Raw genomic sequence first — 13,931 nt, forward strand, 5'->3', positions numbered from 1 at the left:
GCCGTATCCGGCGTTCCGTCGGCTCCCGATCGTGTGCTTCGGCCGTCCTTCGGCCGTCCGACGGTCCGTGCGTCCGTCAGGCGCCCGGACCCGGCCCCGCCGCTACGACTCCTGGTCCTCCAGCACCGCCGTCTGCACCTGGATCTGCTTGCGGCGCGTCACCCGCGTGCCCCGGCCCGGCGGCAGGTTGCGGCCCTTGATGCTGCCCAGGATGAAGCCCTCCGACGGCGGGCACGAGAGCAGCAGGGTCGGGGTGTTGACCTCCTGCATGCGCCGCAGCATGGGTTCGCCCAGGCCCCGGCCCGCACCGGCGGCGGAACGGGAGACGACCAGGTGCAGGCCGACCTCGTAGCCGAGGGCGAGGTGGTTGAGCAGCGGGTCGAAGGGGGCGTTCATCGCGCTGGTGCCCAGCATGTCGTAGTCGTCCACCAGGATGAACAGCCGTGGTCCGTCCCACCAGTCGCACTTGCGCATCCGGGCCGGCGTGATGTCCGGGCCCGGTACGCGGGCCGTGACCGCCCGGGCGGCACCGGAGACCAGCTCCTTCAGGGCGTCCATCGACACGGCGTGGCCGAGGCGGTACTCGTCCGGGATCGCCTCCACCAGTGCGCGGCGGTAGTCCACGACCATGATCCGCGCCTCGGCCGGGGTGTAGCGGTCCATGATGGCCTTGGCCGTCAGCCGCAGCATGTTGGTCTTGCCACTCTCCGCGTCGCCGACCACGATCATGTGGGGCGTCTCGGAGAAGTCGTGCCACACCGTGGACAGGCGCTCCTCCTCCAGGCCGATGGGCATCTTGAAGTCGCCCTTCGGAGCGGGAAGTTCCGACAGCTTCAATCGGGTGGGCAGCATCCGGACCGGCGGGGCCGGCGGGCCCTGCCAGCTCTCCCGGAGCGCCGCCACGACGCCCGCGACGCCCTCGGACAGATCGTCCGCGGACTCCACGCCGTCGATCCGCGGGAGCGCGGTGAGGTAGTGCAGCTTGGCGTCCCGTGTCAGGCCACGGCCCGGCAGCCGTGGCACGGTCGCGGCGCGCCGCATGTCGATCTCGGAGTCCATGGCGTCCCCCATCCGCAGCTCCAGGTGGGTCGCGGCCTGGTCCCGGATGGCGGAGGTCAGTTCCACCCAGCGGGCGGTGGTGACGATCAGGTGGATGCCGTAGTTGAGGCCGCGGGCGGCGATCGAACCGAAGGTCTGGATGTAACGGTCGAAGTCCTGGCGCACCGTCGACCAGCCGTCGACCACCAGGAACACGTCACCGTGCTGGTGCTCGGGGAACTCCCCGGCGGCCAGGCGACGCCGGAAGGTCGCCATCGAGTCGATGCCGTTGTCCAGGAAGAACCGCTCGCGTTCCGCCAGGAGCGTGGTGACCTCCGAGACCGTACGGCCGACCCGCTCGGTGTCCAGGCGCGCCGCCACCCCGCTGACGTGCGGCATGTCGGACAGCCCGGCGAGAGTGCCACCGCCGAAGTCGAGGCAGTAGAACTGCACCTCGCGAGGGGTGTGGGTGAGCGCCAGGGCGGTCACGATCGTGCGCACCATGGTGCTCTTGCCGCTCTGCGGACCGCCCGCGATGGCGATGTGCCCGCCCGCGCCCGAGAGGTCGATGGTCAGCAGGTCGCGGAGCTGGTCGAAGGGGCGGTCGATGATGCCGATGGGGACGGTGAGCCGCCCCCGGTGCGGTGAGTCGACGGTCGTCAGACCGAGTTCGGGGTCCGGGGTGAGGGGCGGCAGCACCTGGTCGAGGGTGGCGGGGAGGTCCAGCGGCGGCAGCCACACCTGGTGGGCCGGCGGCCCGGCGGTCAGCAGCCGCTCCACGGCCACCGAGAGAAGGGTGTCGCCGGTCTCCTCCTGCTCGGGGGTGGGCTCGGGGTCCGGGCTGTCCGGAAGCTGGCGCGGCACGACGTAACTGTTGGTCCACGGGACGGTCTGGCTGGCCACCCGCGCCTGGTTGGCGCTGCCCCGCCGCTGCAGGTACGGGCCGGAGACGTACGCGGCGCGGAAGCGGGTCAGCGCCTCCACGCCCGACTTCAGGAAGCCGCTGCCGGGCGCCGACGGTAGCTGGTAGGCGTCCGGCACACCGAGGACGCCGCGGCTCTCCATGGCGGAGAACGTGCGCAGACCGATCCGGTACGACAGGTGGCTTTCCAACTGGTGCATCCGGCCCTCGTCCAGGCGCTGCGAGGCGAGCAGCAGATGCACTCCGAGGGACCGGCCGAGGCGGCCGATCATCACGAACAGCTCCATGAACTCCCGGTGTGCGGCCAGCAGCTCGCTGAACTCGTCGACGACGACGAACAGGCTGGGCAGCGGTTCCAGCGGCACGCCCGAGGCGCGGGCCTTCTCGTAGTCCAGCGCCGAGCTGTAGTTGCCCGCCGCCCGCAGCAGCTCCTGGCGGCGCATCAGCTCGCCGTGCAGGGCGTCCTGCATCCGGGAGACGAGCGCGACCTCACCGGCCAGGTTGGTGATGACGGCGGAGGTGTGAGGGAGTTCGTCCAGCCCCAGGAAGGTGGCGCCGCCCTTGAAGTCGACGAGGACGAAGTTGAGCGTCTCCGAGGAGTTCGTCAGGGCGAGCGACAGGACGAGGGTGCGCAGCAGTTCGCTCTTGCCGGAGCCGGTGGCGCCGATCAGCATGCCGTGCGGTCCGGTGCCGCCCTGGGCGGACTCCTTGATGTCCAGTTCGACCGGCTCGCCGTCCGCGCCGACCGCGATCGGCACCTTGAGCCGGGAGGATCCGGTGTTCTGCTGCCACAGCGTCACCGGGTCGTGGCGGTGCAGGTCGGGAATGTTCAGCAGCGCGGTCAGTTCGACGTTCGCGGACAGCGGCTCCGCCGAATCCGACGCCGTGCCCAGACCCATGCGGTACGGGGCGAGCCGCCGCGCGAGCGACACGGCGCCCGTCGGCCCGAAGCTGTCGGGCCTGCCCAGCCGGGTGGTCTGCTCCTTGCGCTCACGGTCGGTGCGCACCAGGCCGAGATCGTCCTCGCCGACCTCGAAGCGCAGCGTGATGCGGCCGGGCCGCCAGGACAGGGCGTCGCTGAGGTCCAGTACGACCGTGTTGCGGAAGCCGGAGCCGTCCAGGCGGTGACCGGTCGGGACGGTGCCGCCGTCCACCACGATCACGGTGTACGGCTCCTCGCGCCCGGGTACGGCGTCCGGGTCGAACTGGGGCCGCTCCATGAACTCGGCGCCGAGCAGGTTCTCCAGCTCGCCCAGGGCGGAGACGGTCATCCGGGTCGGTCCCGCACCGTCCGTGTCGTGCGGGTGGAGGCTGTGCGGGAGCCACTTCGTCCACTCCCAGTCCGCCCGCCGCTCGTCGGAGACGCACAGGGCGATCCACACGTCGTCCGGTGAGTGGAAGGTGGCCAACTGGGCTATCAACGCCCGGACCACGGACCGTATACGCTCCTCGTCGCCCCGGAACAGCACCCGGGCCCAGGCCCGCAGGTAGATCGCGATGGGCTGCTCGGGCACGGTCGAGTAGGCGCGGATGAAGCTGCGCAGGGCGTGCGCGCTGAGCGGTTCCAGGTCCTCGACGGGGTTGGTGGAGCTGGAGTTCAGCTTCAGGCTCAGCTTCTGCTCGCCGACCGCGATCCGGACCTCGCCGAAGTCCTCGTCGCGCGGACGGCGTTCCCACAGCCGGGTGGTGCCCGTCATCGACCACAGGGCGGCGGGCTCGGGGTGGCGCCAGGCCAGGGCCACCTGCTGGTCCACGACGGCGCCGCGCACCTTGCGCCGGATCTGGGTGAGGTAGCGCAGGTAGTCCCGGCGCTCGCCCTTCAGCTTCTGCTTGCGCTCGGAGGCCTTGCGCATGAACTGGCCGATGAACATCGCGGCGGCGCCGAGCACCATCAGGCCCAGGGCGATGTAGATGAACCCGCCCGAACCCCTGGTCATGCCGGGCCGCATGAACATGAACATCATGGAGACCGACATCAGCGCCATGGGGAGGTACGTCCACACGGCGGAGGTGTCGGGCACCGTCTCGGGAAGGATCGGCGGTTCCTGGAGATTCAGCTCCCCGTCGGGCATCTCCGGGCCCCGGCGTCGGGCCGGGCGGCGGAACAGGACCACACTCAAGGAACCGTCTCCTTACGGGGCAAAAAAAGGGGGAGAGCAGGCGGAACGACGCCGTCGTCGGGGCGATGCCCGTCGTCGTCGACACGGTGCCGGGACACCGGGCGGGACAGCGCTTCCGCTCGGCACCCTACGCCGCGCTCCGGCCGGCGACGAGCGGTCGTCCCGGCACCGCCGAGCGGCGCCCGCTCCTGCCCTGGCGCCAAGTCACGATCCGGCTACAACGCCAGGTCACGCTCACGCCGCACGGAGGGCGCGACGGCAGGCGACGGCGTGTACCGCGCCGCCATCCGTACCGGGCCGCCTTTCGCGCGGTGCCAGATCGTGCGCCAACGGCCATGTTCCGTTCAGCGGTTACGAGCCACGTCGTCCGCACCAGTTGGTTGATACTACGATCAATGCGCCGACCGCCAACGCCCGTTCCGTCCCGTGTTCTTGGAACGCGACTGTCGAACTGTGATGTCCGGCGGCGCGTCGGGCCTCGTCCCCCCAACCCGTACTCAGCAGTAACCGGAGAAGCGTGAGCCATCCCGATGACTGACACTCAGGTGGCCGAGCTGTGCCGTCTCACGGTACGAGTCCCCGCCAAGAGCATCGACCTCGCCGTGCCCGCCGACGTCCCCGTGGCGGACCTGCTGCCGGCGGTGCTCAGATACGCCGGCGACAACCTCGAGGAAACCGGTATCGACCACGGCGGCTGGGTACTCCAGCGGCTCGGCGGCGAACCACTGGACGAGGAACGCACCCTCGACTCCTACGGCCTGCGCGACGGCGACATCCTCTACCTCAGACCGCGCACCGAAGCCCTGCCCGAGGTGCACCTCGACGATCTGGTCGACGGCATCTCCACCACGATGCGGGACCACCCCTTCGGCTGGACCCCCAAGGTCAGCCGGTGGGCACTGCTCGGCACAGCGGTCACCGTGCTCATCGCCGGCATGGTGGTGATCGCGTGGCCCGGCGGCTCCGCGCTGCCCCGGGCCGTGTTCGCCACCGCCGTCGGCCTGCTCCTGCTCGCGGGCGCGGGTTCGGCGAGCCGGGCGGTCGGGGACGCCGGAGCCGGAGCCGCGCTGGGCTTCATGGTGGCGCCCTACCTCGCGCTGGCCGGCTGGATGCTGCCGGGCGGCGAGCTCAGCGGGCCGCACATGTACGAGACGCTGGGCGCGCGGCTGCTCGCCGCCGCCGCCGCGGCGGCGGGCGGTGCGGTACTCGCGCTCGCCATCGTGGCCGCGTTCGCCGCGCTCTTCCTGGGCGTCGCCGTCGCCTCCCTGTTCGCGGCCCTCGCCGCCGTCCTGCTCATCACGACGAATCTGGCGCCCGTGCACACCGCCGGGATCATCGCCGTACTCGCGGTGGTCCTGGGCGCCTTCGTCCCGTCGCTGGCGTTCCGGATGTCCGGGATGCGCATGCCCCCGCTGCCGACCAACGCCCAGCAGCTGCAGGAGGGCATCGAGCCGCACGCCACCTCCGTGGTCTCGGCCCGCGCCATCCTCGCCGACGGCTGGATGACCTCGCTGTACGGGGCGGTGGGCGTGGTCAGCGCCGGCTGCCTCCTCGCACTGGCCCGGGAACGCGAACTGGCCGAGATCATCATGACGGTGGCGCTGTGCCTGCTGCTCATCCTGCACGCGCGTGGACTGGGCAACATCTGGCAGCGCCTGTCGCTGGTGGTCCCGGGCGTGGCGGGGCTGCTCCTGCTGGTGCTGGTCGCCGCCCCGTCCTCCTCGCCGAACTCCCGGCTGGTGACGGCCGCGGGACTGCTCGCGGCCACGGCGATGGTCGCGATCGCCGCCTGGACCGTACCCGGGCGCAGGCTCGTGCCGTACTGGGGCCGCATGGGGGAAATCCTGCACTCGGCCCTGGCGATGAGCATGCTGCCGCTCGCCCTGTGGGTGCTCGGCGTGTACAGCACCCTGCGGTCCATCAACGCCTGACCAGAAGGGAGACCCGCTGCCATGCAATCCAAGCGCGATCAGGTCCATGCCCACATGTTCGTCATGGGCCGGCTGACCTCGGGCATGCTGCGCGCGGACCCGGACGCTCCGGAGAGCCCCCAGGGCAGGACCAACCGGGGCATGGTGATCGGCATCGTGTTCGCCGTCCTGCTGTCGGCCGGGTCCTTCGTCCTCGGCCTGCTCAAGCCCGGCACCACGGACTCCTGGCAGGCGGCCGGGACCCTCGTCGTGAACAAGGAGACCGGCTCCCGCTACCTCTACCTGGACGGGCGGCTGCGGCCGGTACGCAACTACGCCTCGGCGCGGTTGATCGCCGGCGCCGACATGAAGGCGGTGACGGTCGGCTCCAACTCCCTGAAGGGCACGCCGCACGGGGCGCCCATCGGCATCAGCGGCGCCCCGGACGCGCTGCCGGGGAGCGGGGACCTGGACACCGGCCCGTGGCAGATCTGTTCGGGCAGCCGGACCGGCTCGACCGGCACCGTCCTCGCGGTGGGCGGGACGACCGACGGCGCCGGGCTGCCCACCGGCCAGGGGATGCTGGTGACGGGTCCGGACAGGACCGGCTATCTGGTGTGGCGGGGCAGCAAGCTCCGGCTCGACGAGGACAGCCGCGCCCGCGAGGCCCTCGGCTACGGCTCCACCCCACGGCTTCCCGTCTCGGCGGCCTTCCTGAACGCCCTGCCGTCCGGTCCCGACCTGCGCTCGCCGGACGTGCCCGGCAAGGGGCAGGACGGGCCGTCGCTCGGCGGCCGGGAGTCCCGGATCGGTGAGGTGTTCCGGGTGACCGTGCCGGGCTCCGCCGATCGCTACTACCTGCTGCGTGAGGAGGGCCTGGCCCCCCTCACGGCGACCGGTGCCGCGCTGGTGCTCGGCGACCCGGAGACCCGCGAGAAGGTGTACGGGGGCGACGCGGCGAAGGTGGCCACCCTGGGTGCGGACGTGCTGAGCAGCCGGCTGGCTCCCGGCGCGGCCGAGACGGCCGAGGACCCGGACCTGCCCTCGGCGCCGCCGGAGGCGGTGGCCCTCGGCGGGGACCGTACCGTCTGCGTACGGGTGCAGCCGGGCGGACAGGGCCCGCAGATCAGCGTGGCCCTGACCGGGACCGGCACCTTGGGACCGGCCTCCCAGGCGCCACCCGAAGGACTCACCCCGGCCTGTATGCCGGTCGGCACGATCACCGTACGGCCGAGCGGCGGATCCCTGGTGCGCGTGCTCGGGGCGAGCGGGAGCAAGGTCGGCGCCACCGTCTACCTGGTGACGGACACCGGGATGAAGTACCGGGTGGGGACGGCCGACGCGCTTGCCGCGCTCGGCTACTCGGAGAGTCAGGCGCGCGGACTGCCCGCACCGCTGCTGGCGATGCTGCCGACAGGGCCGGACCTGACGAAGGAGGCCGCCGCCCTCGGCCGGAACGCGAGCACGACTCCGCGCTGTGACCGGAAATGAAGGCATCGGTGACGAAGTCGCCGGCGGCCACGCCGCACAGTGACTTTCCGCGAACACACCGTGGTGGCAATGGAGATGAACTTCGCGTACACGAGGAATCGTGGCCGTGACACCGCAACGCGAGGTGGCGATCGTCCGTCCTAGGAACGGGAAAGCACAGAGGCCCAGCTGACGGGCAGGTTAAATCTTCCCCGCGAATCACCTGAAACACCCGGACGGAGCCGAAAAGGTGACTCAGGCCATTGAACCGTCAACTGGCTTTTCCTTAGGCTCTGTTCGTTAGACCATCCGGATGCCGGTCCTCCGGCCGTGTCCGGTCACGTACCGCGCCGACCGGTCCGAACAACCGGTGGCGTGACACTCCAGGAGGCACAGGCATATGGCAGGCACAGGCGGACAGCAGTCACTGGCATCAGCGACACAGAACGGTGTCACGGCTCTGGAGATGGCCTTCAACGGCGTCCAGAGGAGCCGTCAGGACGTGGAGAACATGAAGCACAACCTGTCCTCCGGATACGCCGGTAGTGACGGTGGCGCGTTCCAGAAGCTGCTCGACCGGTGGGACGCGCAGGCGGAGATCATCTCCGGGAACCTCCGCGACATGATCACGACGCTGGAGGAGACGATGCGCGCGCAGGGCATCCAGCAGTCCGCGGCGAGTGAATCCATCCAGCAGGCGTTCAACCGCTCCGAGGAGATCTTCAACGCGCTTGCGGGCTCGACCGCCGGTCGCTGACGACCCCACGCGCCCCGGGAGCCCTGACGGGCGCCCGGGCACGACACCCTTCCCCTCTTGAAGTACCCGCCGCGAGACGAGGACGACCATGACTCCCCCGCTTGACTTTTCCGACGGCCAGATCTACGTCGACTACTCCCACATGCAGAACGCCGCCGACGACATGGTCCAGCAGACCAAGGCGATCGACAGCATCCTCACCAACCTGGAAGCGGAGCTGCAGGAGCTCCAGCGGACCTGGGAAGGTGACGACAAGGCGGTGTACACCGAGAAGCAGGCGTCCTGGAACAACGCCGTCGAGGAGATGAAGCGCATCCTCTCCGAGAACTCGGCTCTGCTGACCGACGTCTCCGACAGCTACCAGTACAGCGAGAAGTCCCTGACCTCGCTGTGGGAGAGCGTGCGGATCGGCGGCTGACCCGGGGCGACACGCTCCGGTCTTCTCGGGCGGCCGTCCGCGTGTGCCTCACGCGAGCGGTCGCCCGCTGTTGTGAGGGCGGCGTGCCGCCGCCCTCGATCCGCGCGGATGGTCGGCTCCGCGCGCTCGCAGAACTCCTCGAAGTCGTCGGAACATGGAGACAGGAGAAATAGGCATGGCGGAGAACTCCCCCCCGGTCAATATCAACAAGGCGTGGTTGCAGGGCTTTCTCGACAACGACGTGGTCCCCTTCCTCGCCGCGGTCAAGAAGATCCGGGAGAACGGGAACTCAGCTGAGGGTGTGCTCGTACCCGGGATCCCCACGCTGCAGGGCGGCGAGGACGGGGCGAAGACAGCACCCGGTTTCCTCGACGGGCAGCAGGTACCGCTCGCGATCGGGGCGATGGCGGGTGACAAGGAAGGCCGGACAAACGGCGGTTACCTGATCAAGAGCCTGAACGGGATGGTCGACCAGCTCGACGAGATCCTCAAGCTCCAGGTCGAGCTCTTCGAGGAGATCGAGGACGACCTCGAGGACACCATCGAGAAGATGTTCAAGACCCAGGAAGACAACCTGGGGAAGATCGACGGCAAGGAACTCATCGACTTCTTCGAAGGCGTGGACGAGGTGCTCTCCGAAAGCGGCGGCTCGAACGACGACGAGGACTGAGCCGGCGTCGGTGCCTTCCGGCCCCGCCCGCCGCGGCACCGGCCGTATCCACGCGACTCCGGGAAGCGCACCCCCGTCCACCCGCTCCCCCCATCCGCCCTGACCGAAAAGGCCTCCTGGCATGGCGCTCGACACCAGCAAGATCACCGACGACCTCAGCGGAACCAACGACAAATGGTCCGAGGCGGTCAGTTTCTTCACGGGGTACAAGGCGCCGAACAGGAGCGAACTGTTCGACGCCCTCGTCGGTAACGAGGGAATTCCACTGATGAAGGTGGAGATCTCCGACGTGGGCTACGTCGACTACGTCGACACCGAGGACATGAACTGGCTTTACGAGAACGCCGGTTCCGAAATCCAGAACACCGACTTCGTCATCCCCTTCTACCACGCGAAGGGCGGCACGGGGTCCGACGTGTCGATGTACAAAGCACGCATCACACTGCTCGGCAGCAAGGGCGACGGCAGGATACCGAGCCAGGGCTACCACGAGGGCGGGCAGTTCTCCAGCGGTATCGACGGTCACCTCGGGATGGACGGCAAGCCCACCTGGGACACCACCCCGACCACGCGGTACGCCTACGGCACCGGTCTGGCCCTGGAGGAGCTGCTCAACAACGGGACGCAGGGAACCCACGGGTTCAGCTGGAACGGTCTGCCCGTGGCCGACGGCGACTCCGTCACCCTCGACAACTTCGACGTGGTGGCCGGTGCCTTCGACCGGGTCGCCCAGTTCTTCACCAGCCAGCAGAAGGTGGTGGAGGAGTGGCAGCGCAGGGTCGGCACGGAGAAGAACGAAGCCTGGCGGGGCAAGGCCGCAGGCGTTTTCTGGGACCTCGTCAACAAGATCAACCAGCAGTACACGGACTACGCGGAGGACATGAGCTCGGGTACGGGCTACTCCAAGCAGGGCAACGAGATCCGGCAGGCGAAGAAGGACTTCAGGGACGCGGTGAGCGACCTGCACAGCGTCTGGTCGAAGTGGCAGTGGGCCTACGGAAACCCGCTGACCGTGCTGCACACGCTGCTGTCCGCGGTGATGAAGCACGTGTGGGACCACAACATCACGAAGATCACGTACGAGATCGAGACCTACGGGACGTACGGCGGTGGGTACAGCACCACCACGAACTACATCTCGGAGGAAGGCTTCAGCAACACGGCCGCCATCGCCGCGATCACGGGCAAGACCGACTCGGACCTGAGCGCCGAAGCCCAGGACTTCGGTGACCTCAAGGAACTCAGCACCTGGGAGCACATCGGCAACAAGGCCCTCCTGATGTGGCAGCAGACCATCGTGGACCAGCTCGACGCGGCGGCGATCACGGCCATGACGAAGGTGAGGGACAGCTGGAGCAACAGCACCTTCGACCTGGGGTCCGTGAAGTCCCGGGGCACGAGCGGCACCCTCGAGTCGGACTACAAGGAGGAGAAGGCCGAACTCGCGGAGGAGGAGGCCAAGAAGAAGGAGGAAGCGGCCGCTGCCGCAGCGGCTGCCGCCGCCAAGAAGCAGGAGGAGTTCATCCAGTGGCAGAAGGAACAGGCCGCCAAGGCGGCGGCGGAAGCGGCGGCCGCGAAGGCCGAACAGGAGGCCAAGGAGAAGGCCGCCAAGGAGGAGCAGGCCCGGAAGGAGCAGGAGGCCAAGGAGGAGCAGGCGCGTAAGGAGGCGGAGGCCGAGGCGAAGGCGGCAGCCAAGGAGGCCGAAGCGGAGGCCAAGGCCGAGGAGGCGAAGAAGGAGCAGGAGGCCAAGGAGGCGGAGGCCAAGGCCGAGCAGGAGGCCAAGGAGAAGGAAGCCGAAGGCAAACAGGCCGAGGCAGAGGCCAAGGCGGAGGCCAAGCAGGCGGAGCAGGAAGCCAAACAGGAGGCCAAGGAAGCGGAGCAGGAAGCCAAACAGGCCGAACAGGAGGCCAAGCAGGAACAGCTGCGGGCCGAGCAGGAGGCCAAACAGGAGGAGATCCGCAAGGAGCAGGAGGCCAAGCAGGCAGAGGCCCAGGCCCGTGCGGAGAACATGCAGATGATGCAGATGAACCAGGCCAGGACCCAGCAGGAGGAGGCGAAGAAGGAACAGGAGGCCAAGGAGGCGGAGGCCAGGGCCGAACAGGAGGCCAAGGAGAAGGAAGCCGAGGCCAAGCAGGCGGAGCAGGAAGCCAAGCAGGAGGCCAAGGAGGCGGAGCAGGAAGCCGAACAGGAGAAGAAGGAGAAGGAGGCCGAAGCCAAACAGGCCGAGGCGGAGGCCAAGCAGGACCGCATCCGCACCGAGCAGGAGGAGCGTCAGGAGGAGCAGCAGGCCGAGCAGGAGAAGAAGCAGGCCGAGCAGGAGGCCAAGGCGGAGGCCAGGCAGGCCGAACAGGAGGCCAAGCAGGAACAGATGCAGGCGGAGGCTGAGGCCAAGCAGGAGGAGGTCCGGCAGGAGCAGGAGGCGAAGCAGGCCGAAGCGGAAGCCAAGCAGGAGGAGATCCGGCAGGAGCAGGAGAAGAAGCAGGCCGAAGCGGAAGCCAAGCAGGAGGAGATCCGGCAGGAGCAGGAGAAGAAGCAGGCCGAAGCGGAAGCCAGGTTCGACAGCTCCCGTGAAGGGCTTTTCGGCAACGGCGATCTGCCCGACCTGTCGTCCACCCCCATCTCCGGCCCCGTCAACGACGGCGTCCTGGAGCTCCCCGGCGGCGGCGAGTCGCGCCTCGACTCCAGCGGCCGGGTGATCACCGACTACCCGGACGGCTCCACGGTCACGATCGACCCGGACACCCACTCCTCGACCCTGACCCGGCCCGACGGCTCGACCATCTCCGGTCCGCTCAACACCGGTGACCTGCTGACCAACCCCGACGGCAGCACCACGCACCTGGACTCCGGCGGCAACCTGGTCACGGAGTACCCGGACGGTTCCACCCAGACGATCAATCCGGACACCGGCACCACCACTATCACGCGTCCGGACGGCTCGACCGTTTCCGGCTACCTGGACGACTCCGGCCCCTCCACCCGCGAGTCCGGCCGCCTCAACGACGGTTCGCTCAACTACACGCCTCCGTCGTACGACTTCCCCTCCTACGAGGAGGAGTTGTTCGACGACCAGCCCTACGATTCACCCCTGGCCGGCAGTGGTTCGTCCGGCGAGTCGACCACCCCCAGCCACAATCGCCCGTTCCTGAACAGCGGACCGTTCCCGGGGCCCTCCGGCGGAGCCATGGGAGACACGGGCGGTGGCATGGGCACAGGGACCGGCGCAGGCACCGGCTCCCCGATGAGTCCGGGCATGGGCGGCGGCATGGGCGGCGGCATGGGTGGCGGCATGGGCGGCGGCATGGGCGGCGGGATGGGCGGCGGCCAGGGTGGCCAGTCGGACTCCGGAGAGCGCGTCCGCAACGTCATCGACGGCGAGGTGGTCAAGAACCGCCGTCCCCGGGCCGGTGCGGGCGCACCCGTCAGGAACGGCCAGTACGCCGACGACGAGGTGCGCGTGGCCACCGGCGGATCCACCGCCGGCGGCACACCGTTCCTCCCGCCGATGGCCGGCGGCGGTGGCGCACCCGGTCAGCAGACGCAGACCCAGAGCGGTGACCGCGCACGGGGCTCGTGGGTGCCGGAGGACGACGACGTATGGGGCACGGACGAGGGCGGCGCACCTGCGGTGATCGGGCGGTGACCGCTACGCAGGGGGCTGTCACCGCGACTCAAGCACCGGGATAACACCGGGATTTCGCCTGACGCACATGTGTGCGGCAGACTTTCGTACGAGCACGTGGAGGGGTGACCGTTGAGCGAGTCGATGGAAAAGAAGCTGGCCGACGCCATGGCCGAGCTGACAGCCGTACAGGAGGCCGTCGCTCGCGCCGAGAGCGAACTCAGCCAGGCCTCGGCCACGACCCGTTCACGGGACCGGGCGGTAGAGGTGACCGTGGGCCCGCAGGGCGAGCTGACGGGCCTGAAGTTCCCGGACAACAAGTACCGGAACATGACGGGCATTCAGCTCGCCGCCTCCGTGCTGGAGGCGGTACAGGAGGGTCGCGCCCAGATGGCCCGTAGGGTGATCGACGTGTTCGAACCCCTGACGCAGTCGAGCGGAGGCCCGACGGGCCTCAGGGGCGTGGACATCGACTGGGACCGGGCCTTCGGTTCGGCACTGGACGGCCCGGACGGCGGAAGAAGGCGCTCGGCGGCCCGGCTGCACGACGAGATCCACGAGGACTGACGTTCCACCAGAAGGCGACGACGGAGGGAGTCATGGCCATGGGTAAGTACATCGCGGATCCCGGACGCATGCGTCGCGGCGGCGAGATGATGGAGGCTCTGCCGGAGAGAACGAACAAGATCGCTGACGACTTCATCTCCGATGTCCAGAACTACCGGGGCTGGGCGGGTTACAACGACGACTTCGCCCTTGAGGTGCTGCCCAAGTACGAGGCGAACAACGAGGCGTGCCTTGAGCTGATCAGGACCATCGGCACCGCGTTCTCGGAGCTTCGGCAGGCCGTCTGGGCCAACGGGCAGCACATCGAGGGCGTCTCGTCCTACGCGCACGAGCAGATCGGGCGGCAGTCGTCCAGTCTCGACGGCCTGGGCGAGGACTCCACCGGGGGTGGCAGGCACTAAGTGGAGGAGATCGACTTTCCGCCGGACGTCAGGACG

9 protein-coding genes are annotated in these 13,931 nt (G+C 69.2%); 8 read left to right on the top strand and 1 reads right to left on the bottom strand.

Annotation, left to right across the window (positions count from 1 at the left end; genetic code table 11):
- Nucleotides 1-102: 102 nt before the first annotated feature.
- Nucleotides 103-4,074: a type VII secretion protein EccCa gene (eccCa, locus tag ACFWVP_RS17415; RefSeq protein WP_384497652.1), complete on the bottom strand. Its 3,972-nt coding sequence runs from the start codon at nucleotides 4,072-4,074 to the stop codon at nucleotides 103-105.
- 536 nt (nucleotides 4,075-4,610) lie between these two features.
- Between eccCa and eccD the strand changes: the two genes are divergently transcribed.
- The 8 genes from eccD to ACFWVP_RS17455 all read left to right on the top strand — a co-directional run bounded on the left by eccD (nucleotide 4,611) and on the right by ACFWVP_RS17455 (nucleotide 13,895).
- Complete coding sequence (gene eccD / locus ACFWVP_RS17420) at nucleotides 4,611-6,011, top strand: type VII secretion integral membrane protein EccD (protein ID WP_384497521.1); 1,401 nt, start codon at nucleotides 4,611-4,613, stop codon at nucleotides 6,009-6,011.
- Nucleotides 6,012-6,032: 21 nt separating this feature from the next.
- Nucleotides 6,033-7,481 carry a type VII secretion protein EccB gene (gene eccB, locus ACFWVP_RS17425; RefSeq protein WP_384497523.1) on the top strand — a complete coding sequence of 483 codons (1,449 nt, stop codon included), beginning with the start codon at nucleotides 6,033-6,035 and terminating at the stop codon, nucleotides 7,479-7,481.
- 379 nt (nucleotides 7,482-7,860) lie between these two features.
- Entirely contained in the window at nucleotides 7,861-8,217 is a 357-nt protein-coding gene (locus tag ACFWVP_RS17430) for a hypothetical protein (RefSeq protein ID WP_384497525.1), read from the top strand.
- An 88-nt stretch (nucleotides 8,218-8,305) separates the two neighbouring features.
- On the top strand, nucleotides 8,306-8,635 hold the full coding sequence (locus ACFWVP_RS17435; protein WP_384497526.1) for a WXG100 family type VII secretion target: 330 nt from the start codon (nucleotides 8,306-8,308) through the stop codon (nucleotides 8,633-8,635).
- A 175-nt stretch (nucleotides 8,636-8,810) separates the two neighbouring features.
- Nucleotides 8,811-9,305, top strand: coding sequence for a type VII secretion system-associated protein (locus tag ACFWVP_RS17440; protein ID WP_384497528.1), 495 nt, complete (start codon nucleotides 8,811-8,813; stop codon nucleotides 9,303-9,305).
- A gap of 121 nt (nucleotides 9,306-9,426) precedes the next feature.
- Nucleotides 9,427-12,948, top strand: coding sequence for an AAWKG family protein (locus ACFWVP_RS17445; RefSeq protein WP_384497529.1), 3,522 nt, complete (start codon nucleotides 9,427-9,429; stop codon nucleotides 12,946-12,948).
- 111 nt (nucleotides 12,949-13,059) lie between these two features.
- Entirely contained in the window at nucleotides 13,060-13,494 is a 435-nt protein-coding gene (locus tag ACFWVP_RS17450; RefSeq protein WP_384497531.1) for a YbaB/EbfC family nucleoid-associated protein, read from the top strand.
- A 38-nt stretch (nucleotides 13,495-13,532) separates the two neighbouring features.
- Nucleotides 13,533-13,895 (top strand): hypothetical protein, encoded by a 363-nt coding sequence (locus ACFWVP_RS17455; RefSeq protein ID WP_384497532.1) that lies wholly within the window; start codon nucleotides 13,533-13,535, stop codon nucleotides 13,893-13,895.
- The last annotated feature ends 36 nt before the right edge of the window (nucleotides 13,896-13,931 follow it).

The sequence above is a fragment of the Streptomyces sp. NPDC058637 genome (genome assembly GCF_042717325.1).
Lineage (GTDB): Bacteria > Actinomycetota > Actinomycetes > Streptomycetales > Streptomycetaceae > Streptomyces.